The sequence below is a fragment of the Streptomyces sp. NPDC058457 genome, from assembly GCF_042720695.1.
Classification (GTDB): Bacteria; Actinomycetota; Actinomycetes; order Streptomycetales; family Streptomycetaceae; genus Streptomyces.
Map to the genome: position 1 here is coordinate 181,250 of NZ_JBHXLU010000007.1, position 20,536 is coordinate 201,785.

Genomic DNA, 20,536 nt, shown 5'->3' on the forward strand with positions numbered 1-20,536 from the left:
GATTTTAACCATGACCTGTCGGCCTCCTACCCGGTTCACCTGCGAGGGCGCCAATAAGTTGAATCTCGAAGCTTTCACTTTCAAGCGTAGGAGGTACTTGTGACTTCGCCCATCGTGTCCATCGCCTATCACTCCGGCTACGGCCACACCGCCGTCATTGCCGAGGCTGTCCAGCGTGGCGCCAAGGAGGCCGGCGCCGTCGTGAACCTGATCGCCGTCGGCGAGATCACCGACGCCCAGTGGAGGCAGCTGGACGCCTCGGATGCGATCATCTTTGGTTCACCCACCTACATGGGAACCGCTGCCACCGCTTTCCACGGCTTCGCGGAGGCCAGCTCCGAGCGCTGGTTCGGGCAGGCTTGGAAGGACAAGCTGGCGGCAGGATTCACCAACTCGGCTTCCAAGGCGGGCGACAAGCAGTCGACTCTCCAGTACTTCGCGACGCTGGCGTCGCAGCACGGTATGCACTGGGTCGCGCTCGGCCTGCCGGGTGGCTGGAACTCGTCCAAGGGGAGCGAGAACGATCTCAACAGGCTGGGCTTCTTCCTGGGTGCCGCCGCTCAGTCCAACGCGGATCAGGGGACCGAAGGGGTGACGGCCAGCGACATTGCCACCGCGGAGGCGCTGGGGCGTCGCGTCGCGGATACCGCCGCCACGTGGGTGGCCGGCCGCGCCGCACGCGCCGCCTGACCGCGGGCTTCCAGTTCGTGCAGGACCTGCTGGTGAAGCTCCGGGGACGTCGGACTCGGAGTCGGAAGGCCCCGGACCGCGATTGGCCCGGGGCCTTCCGGCTGGTGTGTCCGGCCGCGTTCACCTGCACCGCGTCTTGGGGTCGCCCTCGGGCCGGTTCACCGCCGGCACCCGGCAGCGCCCGTGGGACCCGGTCCGGCAGTGGACCGCGCCTCACGACACCAGTGCTTCGACGGCGTCATGGGTGCCCACCCGGCGCCGGGTCCATGTGCGCAACCCGGAAGCGTCGTTGCGCGTCGCCCGATGACGAAAGTCGTTCAGGCTCTCCCCGCCCGCATGGCCGTCCGTATGGCCGCCCGAATCGCCGCCCCTTCAGTCAGTCCCGGTTGACGTGGAGTGTCCAGGCTTTTTCCTGGATCTGCTTGATGAGGTCTTCGGTGGCGGGCGGCCACACGTTGCGGTAGGCACCGTCGGTGGCGCCGATGATCTCGACCATTTTGTCGATCATGTCCTGGGGGTCGTACTGGCCTTTCATGATGTCGGCGAAGTTGGCGCGGATGTCGGCTTCGCGGGTGAAATTGATGGTGTCGTCGTGCCAGTGGTAGGTGGTGTCTGCAATGCGGTCGTTGAAGCCGGTGTCGTAGGCGCCGGGGTTGATGGTCTGGACGGTGATGCCGGTGGGTGCGAGTTCGTCGCGCAGGCTGGCGGCGATGGCCTCCAAGGCGTGCTTGCTGGCGCAGTAGGGACCCAGGCCGTAGGCGGTGAGGAAGCCGCCCATGGAACTGACGACGACGATGCGGCCCGCCGTGCCGGTGTCGACGAACTTGCGGATGGTCCGCTGTATGAGGTGGAGGTTGCCGAAGACGTTGGTGTCGAAGGTGCCGCGTACCAGGTCGACGGGTATTTCGGCCATCGGCCCGCACTCGCCGATGCCGGCGTTGCTGACGAGGGTGTCGAAGTCCCAGGTGACGGCCGCGGCGATGTCGGCGTCGTCGAGGACGTCGAGTTTGTCGACGGTGACGCGGCCTTGGAGACCGAGCGTTTCGACGTGCCGGCGCAGTTCGGTGACCTGGGACCAGAGCTGGGTGGTGGCGATGACCTGGTGGCCGGCCTGGGCCAGGCCGATGGCGGTGCCGCGGCCGAGGCCGGTGCCGGTGCCGGTGATGAGGATCTTCTTCATGACGGACCTCCGTGAGGGGGGAGCGGCTGGGGGGCGGAGAAAACGGATCCCGAGGTCATACGACGGCGGCCGCGCCCGCGCGGGCGACCTCGCCGTCCTGGGCGGGCAGGCCTCCCGAGACGCCGATCGCGGCGATGAGGGTTCCGGTCTCGTCGTGCAGAGGGACGCCGCCGGCGTAGGGGACGAGGCCACCGTTGGTGTACTCGGTGGCGGGCGCGGGGCCGCCGGGTTTGCAGTATTCCCAGAGGTTTTCGCTGGGTGCGTTGAACAGGATCGAGGTTTTGGCCTTGGTGAGGGCGATATCGATCGAGCCGAGGACGGAGCCGTCCATGCGGGCGAAGGCGAGGAGGTGGCCGCCGCCGTCCACGACGGCGATGTTCATCGGGACGCTGAGGCTGTCCGCGTGGGCGCGGGCTTGTTCGATGACGGTCTGGGCGTCGCTGAGGGAGAGGGGCATCGGGGTCCTTCGGGGCGTGCCGACGGCGGGTGCCGTCCGCAGGGGAGGCCTGGGGAGCGGAGCTCAGCTGATCACCGCGGTCGCGTGATGCTCCATCACATGAACGCGTGAGGTTCCCGCTACCGGCCGCCCGGCGGCCATCACGCCCATGGGCGGTCTTCAACCGTTCATGCCGATGCCGATGCCGATGCCGGCCTGGCAGTACGAGCACGGGCTCCTGCAAGGCTCGGGCGTCGCGTTCGGGTACCGGGCCGATCAGCCGGTGTCGAACGGCACTGGGTGGCGGCGGCTCCCAGGCCCTGCACACCAGTTGGTGCACAGTGATCCAGACGGCTGCCGTGTCCGCACGAGGCGCAACGGGACCCGTACCTTTCGCGGCACAGAACCGTAGGTAGTCCTCGACGGACCTCCCGTACGCGTCGACCGTGTTGGGGGCCTGACCGAGGTCGGTGTTGCGACGGCCGGTCGAGTCCTGGCAGTACACCTCGTACAAGCTTGCCAGCCACTTTGCCTGCGCCGGCATCGCAGCCGAGTGACCTCCCTCCGACCGGGAGATCACCGGGGTCCGGTCGGCTGAGGTTCACGGGTGCCGGATCGCGGTCGGCGGCCAGGCCGGGGCGACGTACGGACAACGGAACATGTGGCGACCCGGCCCGACCTCGAACAGGTCCCTGCCATCGGGGAGTTGGACCTCGGCCCGGGTGTTCGGGGGTACCAGCGCCGCGACGACGAGGATGTCCCCCTTGATGCCCTCGATGCGCCAGCCCGCCTCGGCCCTGCCGTACGGGGTGTCGTGGGCCGCCCTCGCCCATGTCAGATCGCCACCCGGGACCGGGGCGATGCGCAGCCGTCGCCAGCCGGGTTCGGCGGCGGCGAGACCCGCGACCGTACGGTGCAGCCAGTCGGCGACTGCGCCGAGCGCGTAGTGGTTGAAAGAGGTCATCTCGCCGGGATTGACGGTGCCGTCGGGCAGCATCGAGTCCCAGCGCTCCCAGACGGTGGTGGCACCCATGGTCACCGGGTAGAGCCACGACGGGCAGTCTTTCTCCAGGAGCATGCGGTAGGCCAGCTGCGGTTCGCCCGCCGCGCACAGGGCGTCGCAGATCAGCGGCGTGCCGGTGAAACCGGTGGCGATACGGAAGGACGCGCGGCGCACGATGTACGCCAACCGTTCGGCGGCGCCCTGCCGCTGACGCTCCGTCGGCAGGAGCGAGAAGGCGATGGCAAGGGCGTACGCGGTCTGGGTGTCCGAGGCGAGTCGGCCGTCCGGGGTGACGAAACGGTCGGCGAATCGCTCGCGTACCGCCTGCGCGTGGGCGCGGAAGCGGGTGGCGTCCTCCTTACGGTCCAGGAGTTCGGCGGCCTCCGCGAGAACCTCCGCGGAGCGGACGACGTACGCGTTGGCGACGAGGTCACCGTCGGTCCGCGCCTCGCCCGGGCGGTCCGGCGGGGCCTGTGGGTCGAGCCGGTCCCCGAGCTGGAAGTCCTGCCGCCACAGCCCGTCGCCCTCGGCGGTGAGCCGGATCGTCGCCTCGCCCCAGGCCCGCATGCTCGGGTACTGGGTGCGCAGCATCCCCAGGTCCCCGAACCGCTGGTACAGCGTCCACGGCAGGAGCACCGCGACATCGGCCCACACCGCCTGGGCGCCCACGCCCTGGAACGCGGTGGGCAGTACGTCGGGGACGACGAGGGGCGGTACGCCGTCCGGCCGTGCCAGCTGTTCCGCGGACAGGTCGCGCAGCCAGCCGAGCAGCATGCCGGAGCAGTCGTGGAGGAAGGCCGCGGTGGGTGCGAAGACCTGGATGTCGCCGGTCCAGCCCATACGTTCGTCGCGCTGCGGGCAGTCCGTGGGGACATCGAGGAAGTTGCCGCGCATGCCCTGCGCGGCGTTCTCGTGCAGCCGGTTCACCAGTGGGTCGGAACTCTCGAACCACCCGGTGCGGGCCATGTCCGTGTGGAGCACGACCGCTTCGACGTCGGCGGGGTCGAGCGGGCCGGGCCAGTTCCCGATCTCGGCTTATCGGAAGCCGTGGAAGGTGAAGTGCGGCTCGTACACCTCCACGCCTTCGTCTGTCTGCACGCCCTCGCTCGTCTGCACGCCCCTGCCGCGCAGGACGTAGGTGTCCGTGGCGCGGGCGACCCGCAGGGGACGGGTGCTCGGTTCGCCGTGCTCCAGCACCTCCGCGTGGCGCAGGGTGACTTCGTGGCCGGCGGGGCCGGAGACGTGGATGCGCAGCCGGCCGACCAGGTTCTGTCCGAAGTCCAGGACGGTCTTCCCTGACGGTGTCGTGAGGACCGAGACCGGGGCGACTGTCTGGACACGCCTTACCGGAGGGCCGGTCGGTGCCACCAACTCCATTGGAGGTGACGGGAGTTCGTGTACGGGTTCCCAGTCGGACGCGTCATGTCCCGGCGCGGACCAGCCGGGCCGTTCCCGCCGCGCGTCGTAGGCCTCGCCGTCGTAGATCTCCGAACGCAGCAGGGGGCCGGCCGCCGTGCGCCAGTGTGCGTCGGTGCCGACGGTCTGCGCCGTGCCGTCGGCGTAGACGATCTCCAGCTGGGCGAGGAGCGCGCGATGGTCACCGTAGATGTTGCGCCTGCCGCCGTGGAAGCCGAGACGCCCGGTGTACCAGCCCTCGCCCAGCAGTGCTCCGATGGTGTTCTCGCCGGTCCGCAGCAGTGGGGTGACGTCGTAGGTCTGGTAGCGCAACCGGTGAGCGTAGGAGGTCCAGCCGGGGGCCAGTACGTGGTCGCCGACGGGCTCGCCGTTGATCTCGGCCGCGTAGACCCCGTAAGCGGTGATGTACAGCCGGGCCGACGCCGCCGACGCAGGCGATGCGCCGGTGACGGTGCGGACCCCGGGGCGACGGAACCGGTGAGGGTGAAGTCGCGGCGGAGCAGCGCGACGGGAAGCGGCTCCCCGGTGGGGCTACGGTCCGGAGTGACGGGCCGGGCCGTCCAGTCGGCCGGTTCCAGGAGTCCGGTCTCGGCGTACGCGGTTCCCGACCAGGGCGACGGCTCGTCCTCGCCCTCACCCCAGACGCGTACGCGTACGCCGACGCGCTCCCGGGAGCCGAGCCGCCGCCCCGGCCAGGGGACGAGGACGGACTCGGCGGACACCACGCGTCCGGTGTCGGCCATGACGGTGCCGCCGGCGGCGGTGATCTCCACCTGGCGGGCGGCCTGCCGCCAGTCCGCGGCGTCGGTGAGTGTGCGCCAGCTCGGGCGGGGAGCGGGCTCGCCGATGCCCAGGGGCTCGCGGTGGTGCTCGAAGGTGGGCGGTGTGACATGCACGGGAATCAACTCCGGCTCGGATCATGGCAGATGTACACCCGCGGGGCACCGCCCTCGTCAGGGACGGGCTCCCCGGCGGTGGCCCGCACGCCCTCGCGGACGGTCTCGCCGGTTCGGGGGTCGACCACCCGGTAGGGCAGCGGGACGTTCGCCGGATCGGTGACGACCAGCGGGCCGCCCTCCTCCGCGTAGCAGAGGTACAGCACGCCGGGGACGGACAGGCCCCGGGGCGCCAGGGCGGACCGCCAGTCCGGCCGCATGCCGGTCAGCGGAAGGCCGTCGAGGATCCGGGAGATGAGCCCGACCTGGCGCGAGCCCTCGAAGTCCAGCGCCTCCCGCCAGCCGGCGTCCTTCGCCAGGAAGTACTCCTCGTGCCCGGGCTCGGCCGGGTGCAGCCGCCACTGCCACAGGCTCGCCGCGCCGTAGACGACGCCCATCGTGCCGCCCGCGCAGAGGTTGCTCCATGCCTCGTGTCCCTGCCACCAGCCCGCGGCCCGGCCGGCACGTCCGGTGTTCTCATAGGTCGGTTCGCCGTTGGCGACCGCCTTGGCCGGGGTGTTGCGCCACATGTCGGCGACCCGTTCCTGGACGTGCCCGCCCATGTGGCCGGTCTGGCACCACTGGAAGTGCAGCCATGCCTCGCTCTGGTGGGCGCGGTTGTCGGCGTGCGGCCGGTAGTGGGGATGCCGCAGGGCTGGCCGTAGCCGTCCCAGCGGCCGACCTCCGCGCCGCCCGCCGCGATCTGCGGTTCGCCGCCCTCGCCGTCTGCGCCGACCAGGTAGACGACGGGGGCGGCGCCGTAGCGGGCGACCAGGTAGCGGCAGTAGCGCGCGTACTCCTGCGGCGGGACCACCGGACCCGCCACCCGCAGGCCCTTCCAGCCGAACCCGTGGAAGAGCGGCTGGAGCACGGGGACGATCCCGTGGTTGCGGAGGATGCCGGTCAGCCGGTCGAGGTACTGGAAGTACGCCGGGTTCAGCACGTTGACGTGCCCGGTGGGAAGGTCCGGGAACATCTCGGACAAGCCGATACAGCGCGCCCGACCCGACGGCGAGCATCACTGAATCGTAACAGTGAGAAGAGAGGGTGTTCGAGAACTCGGACATCCCCACCATGAGAGCCGGACTGTGTGTCCTACGGTATGTCCAGCACGCACCGGTGAGCACCGGACCTTCCTGAGGCTCCCTGTTCGCGTCGGACAACTGCCGGAAGGAAACGGGTCACAGCGCTCCCCGATCATGGTCGCGAGCCGTCGCCGGACGGTCAGGCGTCGACGACGAGGTTCTCCCGGGGCCGGGAGCAGCAGAGCAGGATCTTGTTCTCGGCGATTTCGCGCGGCCGGATGCCTCCGTTGTGCCGCATGTCGACGGATCCGGCCAGCAGGGTGGTCTTGCAGGTGCCGCACATTCCCTGGGCGCACGAGGCGGGCAGGCTCAGACCGGCCCGGGAGGCGGCCGCGAGGAGGGTGGTGTCCGCGTCGCAGGTGAGGGTGTGTCGGCTGCGGGTGAACTCGACGGTGAAGACGCGTCCTTCGGTGGTTTCCCCGGGGCCGGCGACGGCTTCGGCGGCCGATGGCAGGTCGAGGGTGAAGCTCTCCTCGTGGTAGTGGTCCATGGCGAACCCGGCCGTCGCGAGCAGGTGGCGTACGGCGGCCATGTAGCCGGCGGGGCCGCAGGTGAAGATCTCCCGCTGCCGGAAGTCGGGGCCGATCTGCCGGAGCATGTCGAGGGTGAGCCGGCCGCGATGGCCGCCCCAGGGCTCGGTCGGGCCGTCCTCCTCGCAGACGTGCACGACCCGGACGGTGGGGGCGGTGGCGGCGATGAGGTCCAGTTCCCGGCGGAAGAGGATGTCGGCGGGAGTGCGGGCGCTGTGGACGAACACCACGTCGGCCGGGTGCGCCAGGTCGTACAGCGCCCTCGTCATGGCCATCACCGGTGTCGCGCCACTGCCGCCGGACAGGAACAGGTACTTCGGCGCGGGGTGCCGGGCGAGGGTGAAATCCCCGAGCGGCCCCCTCGCCCGCACCGTGTGGCCGGGCCGCAGACGGTCGTGCAGCCAGTTGGACACCAGGCCGCCCGGCACCCTCTTCACGGTGATCGCGACGGAGTGGGGGCGGGTCGGCGGCGAGGAGATGGTGTAGCACCGCTCGACCGGCCGGCCGTCGATGTCGACGGTGAGGGTGAGGAACTGTCCGGGGTCGTGGTGGAAGAGGCGGGGCTGCGGGGGCTGGAGGACGAAGGTCCTGACGTCGGGTGTCAGGGCGTGGACCTGCTTGCAGACCAACAGGCCGCCGGTGTCGCCGCTGGTGTCCTCGGCGATGTCCTCGTCGGTCCAGGAACGGGTTCCGGCCCAGGCCGGGAGTGTGTCGGTCATCGTGCCAGGTGCGCCTTCAGCCGGGTCGCGTACCAGTTGACGAACGCCTCGACCTGGTACTCGGTCGGGCCGTAGGGGCCGGGCCGGTAGGCGGGGCTGCCGATGCCCTGCTGGGCGCGGGCGACGAGGAGCGCGTCCTGGTCGTTGGTGGCCGTCCACACCCGCGTCAGGCCGGCGAGGTCGTAGTCGACCCCCTCGACCGCGTCGGGGTGCACCAGCCAGGTGGTGCGGACCAGGGTGCGGTCCGGTGCGAGCGGGATCACGGAGAAGGTGATCGCGTGGTCGGCGAGGAAGTGGAACCAGGCGTTGGGCTGCATGTGCATCGAGAGGCGGCCCAGGCGGGGCGTGCGGAAGTCGGCCAGCAGGCGCTTGCAGGCGGCCGTACCGTCCTCGGTGAAGGATTCGCCCGCGCCGTCCAGCGGTTCGCGCTGGATGCGGAAGCCGGTGGCGCGGGTGTCCAGTTCCTCGACCGCCTCGTACGGCAGCCCCAGTGACTCGTACGTCCTGCGGGACTCGGCGTCGGCCTGCAGATAGCGTTCGTACGCCGGCCGCAGCACCGGCGGCACGTCCTGCTCGGCGTAGCCGTACACGGGGAAGAGGGAACACTGCAGCTCGGGGTGGCCGCCGCAGTGGTAGCACTCCCGGTTGTTCTCCATGGTGAGCTTCCAGTTGCCGTTCTCCACCAGGTCGATCTGCGCGGCCACCTTCGCCCGGCGCAGGCCGTGCGGCAGGATGTACGGCCCGATGCGGGCGGCCACCTCGTCGAAGTCGGCGGGCGGTTTTTCGGCGAGGCAGACGAAGACCAGGCCGGCGACCGTGCGGGCGTGCACACTCCGCAGACCGAAGCAGGACGGGTCGAAGCCGGCCGGCTGTGACTCCGCGTGCAGCAGGCGGCCGTCCACGCCGTAGGTCCAGCGGTGGTAGCCGCAGACGATGTTGCCCACCGAGCCGCGCTCGTCGTTGAGTATGCGGGCGCCGCGGTGGCGGCAGACGTTGTGGAACGCGCGTACCTCCTCGTCGTCGTCCCGGACGACGACGACCGAGTACGGCCCGAGGGTCACGGTCACGTAGTCGCCGGGCTCGGGGAGTTCGGCCTCCGCGGCGACGAACAGCCAGTGCCGGGCGAAGACCGCCTCGATGTCGAGGTCGAAGAACTCCCGGCTCGTGTAGAAGGGGGCTTCCAGGCTTCGGCCGACGGGACGGCGGGCCACCAGGCCGGCCAGGTCCGTCGCGGGGGCGAGTGTGCTCAACTTCGTGTCTCCAGAGGGTTGGTCACGGGTCACACGGGTCACACGGGTCACACGGGTCATACCGGCAGGCACAGGCGCAGCGCGTCGTAGACGGCGGCGTGGATGTTGCGGCTGGTGACCGCGTCGCCGATGCGGAACAGCCGGTAGCGTCCGGCGTCGTTGCGGACCACCGTCTGCTCCCGGTGGCCCAGCAGGGCGCGGTGGTCGATCTCGCCGAGGTTGCTGGATCCGGGCAGCAGTTCGCGGTACAGCTCGTCCGCGGGCAGGGTGCCGTGTTCCACGATCACGTGGTCGACGGTCAGTTCGGTGTCGGTGCCGGTGTAGTCGCTGTGGAGGACGGCGGCCAGGCGGCCGTCGGGGGTGCGGTGTACAGCGCGTAGTCGCCGGGCGAGGGTGGTGGTCACGCCGTGTTCCGCGAAGGCCTTGAGGTAGGCGGGGGAGTTCATGCTGCCGACGTCGGGGGCGAGGGTGCGTTCCGGCGTCACGAAGTGCAGGCGGGCGCCGGACGGGGCGAGGACTTCGACGGCGTCGAGTGCGGGGTAACCGCCGTGGTCGTCGTAGACCAGTACCTCGCCCCGTGGGCGCAGTGAGCCGGTCAGCACGTCCCAGGTGTCCGCGACCAGGTCCTCGCCCGCGTCGAGGAAGGACCGGTCGGGCATGCCGCCGGTGGCGACCACGACGAGGTCGGGGTGTTCGGCGAGCACGTCGCGGGATTCGGCGTAGCTGCCGAATCGGAGGTCGACGCCGTGATGCTTGCACTCGGCGACCCGCCAGTCGACGATGCCGAGCAGATCGCGGCGGCGTGGGTTGGACGCGGCGAGCCGGATCTGGCCGCCGGGAAGGTCGCCGGCCTCGAACAGCACCACGTCGTGGCCGCGTTCGCCGAGCACCCGGGCGGCTTCCAGACCGGCCGGGCCGGCGCCGACGACGACCGCTTTCCGTCGGCGGCCGGTGCTGGCCGGGACAGTGTGGGGCAGTTGGAGCTCCCGGCCGGTCGCCGGGTTGTGGACGCACTTGGTGTCGCCCGAGTCGTAGATCGCGTCCAGGCAGTAACTCGCCCCGACACAGGGGCGGATGCGGTCCTCACGGCCGCCGGCGATCTTGGCGACCAGATGAGGATCGGCGATCTGGGCGCGGGTCATGCCGACCAGGTCGAGCAGCCCCTCGCGCAGGGCGTACCGCGCGGTGGCGGGATCGGCGATCCGGGCCGCGTGCATCACGGGCACCCGCAGCCGGCGCCGGACCTCGCCGGTGAACTCGAGGAAGGGGCCCAGCGGGGTGCCGATCGGCGGGATCGTGCGTACCAGGGAGGCGTCGCTCTCGATGGAGCCCCGGATGGTGCTGACGAAGTCGATGCCGTCGTCGGTGAAACGCTCCGCGGCCACCAGGGCGTCGCCGAAGGTCAGTCCCCCCGGGCGGTCCTCGTCCAGCATCAGCCGGATCCCGACCACGAAGTCCGGGCCGACCGCCTCCCGCACCGACCGGATCACCCGTCGCGGGAAGGACAGGCGGTGCTCCAGGCTGCCGCCGAGGTCGTCGTCGCGGTGGTTGGTGGCGGGGGAGAGGAAGCTGTCCAGGAAATGGCCGTAGGCCTCCAGCTCGATGCCGTCGAGGCCGGCCTCCCGGCAGCGCAGCGCCGCGGCGACGTAGTCGGCCGTGACGCGGTCGAGGTCCCAGGCCTCGGCGGCCTTGGGGAACGCCCGGTGCGCGGGTTCGCGCAGCGGGGACGCGGAGAGCACCGGCAGCCAGTCGCCGGAGTAGTTGCTGGTACGGCGGCCCAGGTGGGTGACCTGGCACATGACCGCCGCTCCGGCGTCGTGCACCTCGTCGGCCAGCCGGCGCAGCCACGGCACGATCTCGTCCCGGTACAGCAGCAGGTTGCCGAAGGCGGGTGGGCTGTCCGGCGAGACCACGGCGGAGCCGCCGATCATGGTCAGGCCGACACCGCCGCGCGCCTTCTCGACGTGGTAGGCGCGGTAGCGGTCCTTGGGCAGACCGTCCTCGCCGAAGGCCGGCTCGTGGGAGGTGCTGACCACCCTGTTGCGCAGGGTGAGGTGCTTGAGGCGGAAGGGCTGGAGCAGGGGATCGACACTCTGGGAGGGCATGACCACTCCTCGGGAAGCGGGGTGCCGACGGCCGCGGCAGAACTTCGGTGGCTGCGCGGCAGCGTCGGTCGTATCGCATTGCGAAACAGGCTCGCGATGCGAGACAAATGGTGAAGGCGTCGGCCCGCGGCCGTCAAGAGCCGAACCCGAGAGGCGTCGGTCAGCCGTGCTTGCGGTGGCCCTGGTGCCAGGAGATCCGGGCGCCCGCCTCCAGCACCCGCTCCGCGAGGTTCGGCACGGTGTCGTGGTTGACGCGGAAGGCCGGACCGGAGACGGTGACGGCGGCGACGACCCGGCCGTCCGGGGAGCGGACCGGCGCGGCGACGGCGGCCAGCCCGATCTCGTGCTCCTCCGACGTGGTGGCGTATCCGCGCTCGCGGACGGTCCGCAACTGCTCCTTCAGGAGCGCCGGTTCGGTGATCGTGTGCGGGGTGTACCGCGCGAGCCCCCGCCCCAGCACCTCGTCGGTCTCCTTCTCGGGCAGGTGGGCCAGGAAGACCTTGCCCGCGGCGGTGGCGTGCAGGGGGCTCCGTTTGCCCACCCAGTCGATGCTGGCGATGGTCGCGCCGCCGATCTCCTGGTCGATGGTGATCACTTCGATGCCGTCGTGGATCGCGAGGTTCACCGTCTCGCCGACGGCGGCGGCCAGCTCCCGGCAGACCGGCCTGCTCAGCAGCGACAGGTCGCTCTGCCGGCCGGCGCCCGCGGCCAGTTCGACCATGCCGAAGCCCAGGCGGTAGCGGCCGCGCTCGGCGTCCTGCTCGACGAGGCCGCGCGACTCCAGGGTGGCGAGGAGCCGGAAGACCGTCGCCTTGTGCAGGCCCAGCGTCTCGGCGATCTCGGTGACGCCGGACGGGCCGCGCCGGGACAGCGACTGGAGGATCGACACCGCGCGGTCGACGGACTGCACCGAGGTGTCGCGAGGCCTCCCGTTGCCGGTCATGGCGCAAGGATAGCCAGCCCGACGGCTGCCCTCCCGGGCCCGGCGCCTCCCGCCGGACCGGTTACGGATCCGTTTCCGCGGTTAATTTCCGGTCCCGAGGCTTGGCGGGAAACCGCCGTATGGCTATCGTTCACGCACTTCACTCAATCGTTCCGTTGAACGAATAGCGAGAAGGACGGTCGGCCCATGACCGACACCCACCACCCAGGACGGCGGTCGTTCCTCGCCGCCGGCACTGCCTGTCTCGGTGCGTCCTGGCTGCTGTCCGGATGCTCGGGCGCGGCGTCCGGCACGGTGCTGCCCGCGGCGGCGCCGAAGGGCCCGCCCGACCGCGGCGGCACTCTCCGGATCGCCCGCCCGCCCGCGTCGGACGCCGAGACCCTCGACCCCGCGAGCTCCCTGTCGGCGTACGAATACCTCGGCGCCCTCTACAACCGCCTGGTCCGGGTCGGCAGCGACGGCGACCTCGCCCCCGACCTCGCCGAGTCCTGGGAGACCGACACCAAGGCCCGCACCTGGACCTTCCGCCTGCGCAAGGGCGTCACCTTCCACGACGGCCGCGCCTTCACCTCCGCCGACGCCGCCTACACCCTGCGGCACATCCTCGACAAGGCGACCGCGTCCCCGCAGGCGGCCGTCCTCGCCCCGCTCGTCGACCCGAAGACCCTGCGCACCCCGGACGCCCACACGCTCGTCGTCCCGCTCAAGTCCCCGAACGCCGAGTTCCCCAGCCTCCTCACGCACTACAACTGCTACGTCGTCCCGGACGGCAGCGCGAAGTCCGTCGGCCGCACCGGCATCGGCACCGGCCCCTTCAAGCTGGAGTCCTTCGCGCCCGCCGGCCCAGGGCGCGTCACCGCCTACGCCGCCCACTGGGCCGGGCGTCCCGTGCTCGACGCGATCTCCTTCTACTCCGTGGCGGACATGTCGGCCCGCGCAAACGCCCTGCTGGCCGGCCAGGTCGACCTGCTCTCGCAGACCAACCTCGACTTCGCGACGGCCCGCGTGGTCGCCGCCTCGGACCGCGCCACCGTCGCCCGGGTGAAGAACGCCCAGTGGTACGTGCTGCCGATGCTCACCACCGACAAGCCCTTCACCGACGTACGCGTGCGGCAGGCGATGAAGCTCGCCTACGACCCTGAGCACGTGGTGAAGGTCGCCCTCCAGGGCGCCGGCACCCCCGGCTGGGACAACCCGGTGCCGCCCGACGACCCGCTGCACATCCCCGCGCACCCCGCACACGACCCCGACCAGGCCCGCCACCTGCTGAAGCAGGCGGGGCAGGAGGGGCTGGCCGTCGACCTCTACACCTCCGCCTACGACCCGCTGCTCACCCCCATGGCGCTCGCCTACCAGGAGTCCGCCAAGCGGGCCGGCATCCGCATCCGGGTCAAGACGGCCGCCGCGGACTCGTACTACACGCAGATCTGGATGAAGAAGCCGCTGATGGCGACCTACTGGTACACGGGCCGGCCCGTCGACCAGCTCTTCACCCAGATCTTCCGCAGCGGCTCCTCCTACAACGAGACCGCGTGGTCCGACAAGGACTTCGACGCCGTCCTGGACCGCGCCCGCGCCGAGACCGACGCCACGCGGCGCCGCGAGCTCTACGGCCAGGCGCAGAACCTCGTGATCGAGAAGGGCGGGGCGATGACACCGATGTTCGCCGACCGGCTCGTCGGGCTCTCCCGCAAGGTCCGGGGATACGCCGAGCACGGCTTCGAGTTCGACTACCTCGGCATCGGCCTGAAGGGAGCCTGAGCATGCTCGCGTTCGTCGCCCGCCGCGTCGCGGCGGCCATCGGCACCCTGTTCCTGTCGTCCGTGCTCGTCTTCCTGGCCCTCCAGGCCCTGCCCGGCGACGTGGCCACCCAGATCCTCGGCAAGGACGCCACGCCCGACGCCGTGGCCGCGCTGCGCAAGCAGCTGGGACTCGACCAGCCCGCGTGGGAACGCTACTTCGACTGGATCAAGGGCGCCCTGCACGGGGACTTCGGCACCTCGCTGGTCTCCGGGAAGCCCGTGGGCGGCGAGGTGGCGCAGTACCTCGCCAACTCCGCGCTCATCGCCGTCGTCACCATCGTGTTCGCGGTGACCGGGTCGCTGGTGCTGGGCATCCTCGCCGGCCTGTACCGCGACCGCTGGGCCGACCACCTGATCTCCACTCTCAGCCTCGTCGGCATGAGCGTCCCCGAGTTCGTGGTCGCCACCGTGCTGGTGCTGTGCTTCTCGGTCGCACTGCCGTGGTTCCCCGCCGTCGTCCTCTACGGCCCCGACGCGAGCGTCGGCCGGCTGCTGCCCGCCGTCTGGCTGCCCGCACTCGCACTCGCCATCGTCATGGCCGCCTACATCGTCCGCATGGCCCGCACCTCCGTCATCGACGTGATGGCGAGCGAGTACGTCACCACGGCGCGGCTCAAGGGCCTGTCCACCTGGCGCGTCGTCACCCGCCACGCACTGCCCAGCGCACTGCTGCCCACCCTGCACGTGATCGCACTGAACGTGGCCTGGCTCGTCGGCGGCGTCGCCGTCGTCGAGAACGTCTTCAACTACCCGGGCATAGGCAAGCTGATGCTCACCTCCGTGCAGAACCGCGACCTGCCCGTGGTCCAGGCCGTCGCACTGATCAGCGCCGTCGTCTACGTCGTCTGCAACCTCGCCGCCGACCTCGGCGCCATGGCCCTCAACCCCAAGCTCCGTACGCGCGGGAGGACTTGATGACCACCCTCGACACCGCACCGCCCGCCGCACCCGCGGCCGCCGATGTCCGGGCCCGCACCGCCCGGGCCTGGCACACCCTGCGCTCCTCGCGCACCGCGCTCGTCGGCCTCGCCGTCGTCGGCGTCCACGTGCTGCTCGCCCTGCTCGCCCCGCTGCTCACCTCGTACGACCCGATCGCCAACGACCCCTCGCACGTACTCCTCGGACCGAGCTGGGAGCACTGGGCGGGCACCGACCAGTACGGCAGGGACGTCCTGGCCCGGGTGCTGTACGGCGGCCGGTACGCGCTCGGCGTGTCCGTCGTCGCCACCGTCCTGGCGGTCGCCCTCGGCACGGTCATCGGCTGCGCGGCGGCCCTGCGCGGAGGCTGGTTCGACGACGTCCTGGGCCGGGTGCTCGACGCGGTGCTCGCGGTGCCGTCCATCCTGGCGCTGCTCGTCGTCGTGACCGCGCTGGGCACCGGTTCCGCGGTCATCGTCTGCGCCGTCGCCGTCGTGTTCGTACCCCAGGTCGTACGGGTGGTGCGCGGCGCGGCGCTCGCCGTCGTGCCCGCCGACTACGTCACCGCGGCCCGCGCCCGCGGCGAGGGCACCTGGCCGATCCTGCGGCGGGAGGTCCTGCCCAACATCGCCGACGTGGTCGGCGTGGAGTTCGCGATGCGGGCCTCCTGGGTCGTACTGCTGATCTCCTCGCTGTCCTTCCTCGGCTTCGGCGCCGACCCGCCGACCCCCGACTGGGGGCTCATGGTCGCCGAGAACCGCACCGCCATCACCGTCGTCCCGATGGCGAGCCTCGCGCCGATCATCGCCCTGGCCACGCTCGTGGTCGGGCTCAACCTCGCGGCCGACGGTCTGTCCAAGGCCTGGGGCGTGGACCGGATCAGGGAGGGCTCCTGATGACCTCGACCCAGCCGATTCCCCCGACCCGGGGTGAACCCTCGACGACCCCGGTCGTCTCCGTCGACTCCCTCTCCGTCTCCTACCGTTCGGGCGGACGTGACCTGCCGGTCGTGCACGACGTGTCCTTCGAACTCGCCGAGGGACGCACGCTCGCCCTCGTCGGCGAGTCCGGCAGCGGCAAGTCGACCGTCGCGGCGACCCTGCTCGGTCATCTGCGGCACGGCTCGCGCCTGGACGGCGGGGTCGTGCGGGTGGCGGGTCACGACGTCTTCGCCCTGCCGGCACGGGAGTTGCGGCGGCTGCGCGGCGGGACCGTGGCCATGGTCGCGCAGAACGCCGGCCATGCGCTCACCCCGTCCATGCGCGTCGGACGGCAGATCGCCGAGGCCGGCGGCGACGTCCCGGTGCTCGACCTGCTGGAACAGGTCCGGCTGCCGCGCCCCGCCGACCTCGCGCGCCGCTACCCGCACGAACTCTCCGGCGGTCAGCAGCAGCGCGTCGCCATCGCCATGGCCCTCGCCGCCCGCCCCCGGGTCCTCGTCCTCGACGAGCCCACGACCGGCCTCGACGTCGTCACCCAGCGCGGCATCCTCGACCTCGTCGCCGCCCTGCGCGACGAACTCGGCCTCGCCGCCGTGCTGGTGAGCCACGACCTCGGGGTCGTCGCCCGGATGGCCGACGAGGTGAGCGTGCTGCGCTCGGGCCGGGTCGTGGAGTCGGCGCCCACCCGGGCGCTCTTCGCCGGGGCCGAACAGCCGTACACCAAGCGGCTGCTGGCGAGCGTGCCGCGGCTGACGGACGACGGGCTCGCGCTCGTGGGGGACAGCGGCGAGCGGGAGGTGCGGGCCAGGGCCGTGGTGGCCGCGGACGCCCCCGTAGCCGTCTCCGCGCAGGACGTCACCGTCGACTACGGGTCGGCCCGCGCCGTGCACGGCGTCACCTTCGACGTCCGCCGCGGCGAGATCGTCGCCCTGGTGGGGGAGTCGGGCAGCGGGAAGTCCACCCTCGCCTGGTCCCTCGCCGGGCTGCGCGCCCCCTCGGGCGGCACGATGACCCACGGCTCCGGCGATCTGGCCCGGCCCGCCCGCCGCCGTCCCGCGGCGCTGCGGCGCCTGGTGCAACTGGTGTTCCAGAACGCCGACACCTCGCTCAACCCGCGCCGCACCGTCGGCGACGCGATCCGCCGCCCCCTGCGCTTCTTCGGCACCGCCCCCGACCGCCGGTCTGCCCACGCCCGCGCCCTCGACCTGGTGCGGGACGTACGGCTCGACCCGGCTCTCGCCGACCGGCTGCCCGCCCAGCTCTCCGGCGGCCAGCGCCAGCGCATCGGCATCGCACGAGCGCTGGCCGGCGAGCCGGACGTGCTGATCGCCGACGAGATCACCACCGCCCTGGACGTCTCGGTACAGGCCGAGGTGCTCCGACTCCTCGACGACCTGCGCAGGGAACGGCAGTTGGCCTGCCTGTTCATCAGCCACGACCTGGCCGTCGTACGGGGCATCGCCGACCGCGTGCTCGTGCTGCGCCACGGCGTGGTGGTGGAGGAGGGCCCGACCGAGGCCGTCTTCGCCGACCCCGGACACCCCTACACCCGTGAGCTGATGGCGGCAGCCCTCGAACCCGACCCCGACGCCCGCCCGTTGGTGGAGGAGGTGGCCCCCTGGACCGACGCGGCGCGGCCGGAGGACGTCTGGACCGACCACGGCGGCGGTCACCGCGTACGCCGCTGGCGCCCCGCCGACATCCCCGACACCCCCCTCACCCCCGTCAGCGAAGGAGTCTCGTGAAGTACCGCGAGCGGTTCGAACGCCAGGTCGTGCGCGAGGACGTCTGGATTCCCGTCCAGGGCGGCCGGACCCGGCTGCACGCACGCGTCTGGCGCCCGGCCGACGCCGGGCACGACCCGGTGCCGGCGCTGCTCGAATACCTCCCGTACCGCAAGAGCGACTGGACCGCACCCCGCGACGCCCAGCGCCACCCCTGGTACGCGGGCCACGGCTACGCCTCCGTCCGCGTCGACATCCGCGGCCACGGCGACAGCGAGGGCGTCCCCGGCGACGAGTACGACGCGACCGAACTCGCGGACGGCGTGGACGTCGTCAACTGGCTGGCCGCGCAGCCCTGGTGCACGGGCAAGGTCGGCATGTTCGGGATCTCCTGGGGCGGCTTCAACTCCCTCCAGATCGCCGCCCTCGCCCCCGAACCCCTCAAGGCGATCGTGACGGTCTGCTCCACCGACGACCGCTACGACAACGACGTGCACTACACCGGCGGCGCCGTCCTCGGCATCGACATGCTCGCCTGGGCCGGCACCATGCTCGCCTTCGCCGCCCGCCCGCCGGACCCGGCGAGCGTCGGCGCGGACCGCTGGCTGCCGATGTGGCGCGAACGCCTCGGCGTCCTCGAACCGTTCCTGCACACCTGGCTGGCCCACCAGCAGCGGGACGACTACTGGCGGCACGGCAGCGTGTGCGAGGACTACGGCGCGATCGACGCGGCGGTGCTCGCGGTCGGCGGCTGGCACGACCCGTACCGCGACGCGGTGCTGCGGCTGGTCGAACACCTGCCGCAGGACCGCGTGCGAGGGCTGATCGGCCCGTGGTCGCACCAGTACCCGGACCGCGGACTGCCTCCCGGTCCCGCCATCGGCTTCCTCCAGGAGACCCTGCGCTGGTGGGACCAGCACCTCAAGGGCGCCGACACCGGGGTGATGCGGGAGCCGCTGCTGCGCGCCTGGATCAACGACCCGGTGCCGCCCGCCACGTCGTACGACGTCATGCCGGGCCGCTGGGTCGGCGACCAGGCCTGGCCCTCGCCGCGGGTCAGCTGGCAGGAGCGCCCGCTGGGCACGGACGGCACACCCCCCGTCCTGGTCCGCTCCCCGCTTCACACCGGCATCGACGCCGGCCGCTTCTTCCCCTTCGGCAACGCGAGCGACCTACCGCCCGACCAGCGGGAGGAGGACGGCCGATCGGTGTGCCTCGACTCGGCAGCACTGACCGAGCGCGTCGAGATCCTCGGCCGCCCCCGGGTCCGGCTCCGTCTGGACAGCGCCACCCCGCGCGCCCATGTGATCGCCCGCCTGTGCGACGTGGCCCCGGACGGCTCGTCCACCCTCGTGACCCGGGGCGTGCTGAACCTGCTCGCCCGGCACGGACGGGACAGGGCCGTCGAGTGGAGCCCGGGAACGTACGAGGACGTCGAGTTCGAGCTGAGCGCCATCGGGTACGCCTTCCCGCCCGGCCACCGCGTCCGCCTCGCCGTCTCCGACGCCTACTGGCCGTGGGTGTGGCCGCACGGCGAACGCGGGGAACTGACCCTGCTGCCCGCCGACAGCACCCTCGTGCTGCCCGTGCGGGCGGCCGGGGAGGAGCCGCCGGTCCGCTTCGAGGAACCCGAACAGGCGCCACCGCTCCCGGTGACGTACGACGTCCCGGCCGAGGCGCGTCCCGAGCGGCTCGTCACCCACGACGTCGCGGCGGGGGAGTGGACCCTGGAGGTCGACCCCCGCTACGGCGGATCCCGCACCTACCCGGACGGGCTGCGCTACGAGGAGAACGCCCGGGAGACGTACCGTGTCCGCAGCGACGACCCGCTGTCCGCCTCGGCCGTCTCCGCGTGGACGATCCGGCTGACCCGCGGCGAAGCAGGGGAGCAGGAGGAAGGCCGGCAATGGGACGCGGAGATCGTCGCGCGGACCGAACTGCGGGCCACGGCCGTGGAGTTCGTGATGGACAGTCACCTCGAAGCACGGGCGAACGGAGAGACAGTGGCCAAGCGCGCATGGCACCGCACCACCCCGAGGACATCGGGATGAAGGCCGAGCGGAGCCCGCGCCGCGCCGTCGCCGCCGCCGACCGCACCCGGCAGCCCACCGAGGTGCGCCGCCGCCTCATCGTCGAGGCCGCGGTGCCGCTGATCGCCGAGCGGGGCTACGCCTCGGTCGGTGTGCGGGACGTCGCGGCCGCTGCCGGGGTGTCCGTCGGCACGGTCACCTACCACTTCGGCAGCGTGCAGGAGATCCTCTCCGAGGCGATGGTGTTGCAGATCGAGCGGTACTACGCGGCCCTCAACGAGGCCGCGAACCGGGCGACCAGCGGAGCCGAGGGGCTGCGGCTGCTCGTGGACGCGCTGTTCACCGAGGACACCGACCGGCACTGGCGGATGTGGTTCGAGTACTGGAACGCGGGCGAGCACCACCCCGACCAGGCGTTCGCCCGCGGTCAGGACCGGCGCTACGAGAGCTGGCACCAGCAGATCCGCACGCTGGCCGAACGAGGTGTCGCCGACGGTGAGTTCAGCTGCGACGACCTGGACGGCTTCACGGTCCGCTTCGCCGCACTCGCCGACGGCCTGGCCCTGCAGCGGCTGCGCCAGGCCCCGCCGCTCACCACCCTGGACGCTCGCCGGCACCTGAACCACTTCGTCGAGACGGAACTCCGTCGACGGCCCCTGGAATGACGAAGCATCGATGATCCGTCGCCCGCGGCAGGTGGTGGGTGAGGCGACGAGGCCGCCCGGCGGAGGACCGGAGCACGCAGACTCCTTTGAGCAGGTCAGGGTGTGTGTCGGAGTCTTCGGCTCCTGGTGCACGCCCTTGGTTGTTCTCCGGCTTGACTGATTTC

At 71.7% G+C, this 20,536-nt stretch carries 16 protein-coding genes and 1 pseudogene; 7 read left to right on the plus strand and 10 right to left on the minus strand.

Annotation, left to right across the window (positions count from 1 at the left end):
- The first annotated feature begins 99 nt into the window (after positions 1 to 99).
- Positions 100 to 690 (plus strand): flavodoxin family protein, encoded by a 591-nt coding sequence (locus ACFWPS_RS08820; RefSeq protein WP_383702546.1) that lies wholly within the window; start codon positions 100 to 102, stop codon positions 688 to 690.
- 376 nt (positions 691 to 1,066) lie between these two features.
- Here ACFWPS_RS08820 and ACFWPS_RS08825 read toward each other — a convergent pair whose 3' ends face one another.
- The 10 genes and pseudogenes from ACFWPS_RS08825 to ACFWPS_RS08870 all read right to left on the minus strand — a co-directional run bounded on the left by ACFWPS_RS08825 (position 1,067) and on the right by ACFWPS_RS08870 (position 12,292).
- Entirely contained in the window at positions 1,067 to 1,870 is an 804-nt protein-coding gene (locus ACFWPS_RS08825) for an SDR family oxidoreductase (protein WP_383702548.1), read from the minus strand.
- Positions 1,871 to 1,925: 55 nt separating this feature from the next.
- Positions 1,926 to 2,327 carry a heme-binding protein gene (locus tag ACFWPS_RS08830; protein ID WP_383702550.1) on the minus strand — a complete coding sequence of 134 codons (402 nt, stop codon included), beginning with the start codon at positions 2,325 to 2,327 and terminating at the stop codon, positions 1,926 to 1,928.
- Positions 2,328 to 2,907: 580 nt separating this feature from the next.
- Positions 2,908 to 4,290, minus strand: a complete 1,383-nt coding sequence (locus ACFWPS_RS08835; protein WP_383702552.1) for an alpha-L-rhamnosidase C-terminal domain-containing protein — start codon at positions 4,288 to 4,290, stop codon at positions 2,908 to 2,910.
- A gap of 54 nt (positions 4,291 to 4,344) precedes the next feature.
- Positions 4,345 to 5,136, minus strand: a complete 792-nt coding sequence (locus ACFWPS_RS08840) for a family 78 glycoside hydrolase catalytic domain (RefSeq protein ID WP_383702640.1) — start codon at positions 5,134 to 5,136, stop codon at positions 4,345 to 4,347.
- A 490-nt stretch (positions 5,137 to 5,626) separates the two neighbouring features.
- Complete coding sequence (locus ACFWPS_RS08845; protein WP_383702642.1) at positions 5,627 to 6,502, minus strand: DUF4038 domain-containing protein; 876 nt, start codon at positions 6,500 to 6,502, stop codon at positions 5,627 to 5,629.
- A pseudogene (locus ACFWPS_RS08850) lies at positions 6,433 to 6,636 on the minus strand (hypothetical protein); the annotation flags it as partial. The gene ACFWPS_RS08845 and the pseudogene ACFWPS_RS08850, both read right to left, overlap by 70 nt.
- Before the next feature lie 248 nt (positions 6,637 to 6,884).
- Positions 6,885 to 7,994 carry an FAD-binding oxidoreductase gene (locus tag ACFWPS_RS08855; RefSeq protein WP_383702554.1) on the minus strand — a complete coding sequence of 370 codons (1,110 nt, stop codon included), beginning with the start codon at positions 7,992 to 7,994 and terminating at the stop codon, positions 6,885 to 6,887.
- Complete coding sequence (locus ACFWPS_RS08860) at positions 7,991 to 9,244, minus strand: SRPBCC family protein (RefSeq protein WP_383702556.1); 1,254 nt, start codon at positions 9,242 to 9,244, stop codon at positions 7,991 to 7,993. The genes ACFWPS_RS08855 and ACFWPS_RS08860 overlap by 4 nt, the downstream gene beginning before the upstream one ends.
- A 56-nt stretch (positions 9,245 to 9,300) precedes the next feature.
- Positions 9,301 to 11,349 carry an FAD-dependent oxidoreductase gene (locus ACFWPS_RS08865; RefSeq protein WP_383702558.1) on the minus strand — a complete coding sequence of 683 codons (2,049 nt, stop codon included), beginning with the start codon at positions 11,347 to 11,349 and terminating at the stop codon, positions 9,301 to 9,303.
- A 160-nt stretch (positions 11,350 to 11,509) separates the two neighbouring features.
- On the minus strand, positions 11,510 to 12,292 hold the full coding sequence (locus ACFWPS_RS08870) for an IclR family transcriptional regulator (protein ID WP_383702560.1): 783 nt from the start codon (positions 12,290 to 12,292) through the stop codon (positions 11,510 to 11,512).
- Between the two features lie 186 nt (positions 12,293 to 12,478).
- Here ACFWPS_RS08870 and ACFWPS_RS08875 point away from each other — a divergent pair, with 186 nt between their 5' ends.
- Genes ACFWPS_RS08875 through ACFWPS_RS08900 form a run of 6 tightly spaced genes read left to right on the plus strand, consistent with a single transcriptional unit; the run spans position 12,479 to position 20,372 of the window.
- The gene (locus ACFWPS_RS08875; RefSeq protein ID WP_383702562.1) at positions 12,479 to 14,053 is read left to right on the plus strand and encodes an ABC transporter substrate-binding protein; all 1,575 of its coding nucleotides are present in this window, start codon (positions 12,479 to 12,481) and stop codon (positions 14,051 to 14,053) included.
- 2 nt (positions 14,054 to 14,055) lie between these two features.
- Positions 14,056 to 15,009 (plus strand): ABC transporter permease, encoded by a 954-nt coding sequence (locus tag ACFWPS_RS08880; protein ID WP_383702564.1) that lies wholly within the window; start codon positions 14,056 to 14,058, stop codon positions 15,007 to 15,009.
- Positions 15,009 to 15,908: an ABC transporter permease gene (locus ACFWPS_RS08885; RefSeq protein WP_383702566.1), complete on the plus strand. Its 900-nt coding sequence runs from the start codon at positions 15,009 to 15,011 to the stop codon at positions 15,906 to 15,908. Before ACFWPS_RS08880 ends, ACFWPS_RS08885 begins: the two co-directional genes overlap by 1 nt.
- On the plus strand, positions 15,908 to 17,698 hold the full coding sequence (locus ACFWPS_RS08890; protein ID WP_383702568.1) for a dipeptide ABC transporter ATP-binding protein: 1,791 nt from the start codon (positions 15,908 to 15,910) through the stop codon (positions 17,696 to 17,698). The genes ACFWPS_RS08885 and ACFWPS_RS08890 overlap by 1 nt, the downstream gene beginning before the upstream one ends.
- Complete coding sequence (locus ACFWPS_RS08895; protein ID WP_383702570.1) at positions 17,695 to 19,728, plus strand: CocE/NonD family hydrolase; 2,034 nt, start codon at positions 17,695 to 17,697, stop codon at positions 19,726 to 19,728. Before ACFWPS_RS08890 ends, ACFWPS_RS08895 begins: the two co-directional genes overlap by 4 nt.
- Positions 19,695 to 20,372, plus strand: coding sequence for a TetR/AcrR family transcriptional regulator (locus ACFWPS_RS08900; RefSeq protein ID WP_383702572.1), 678 nt, complete (start codon positions 19,695 to 19,697; stop codon positions 20,370 to 20,372). Before ACFWPS_RS08895 ends, ACFWPS_RS08900 begins: the two co-directional genes overlap by 34 nt.
- The last annotated feature ends 164 nt before the right edge of the window (positions 20,373 to 20,536 follow it).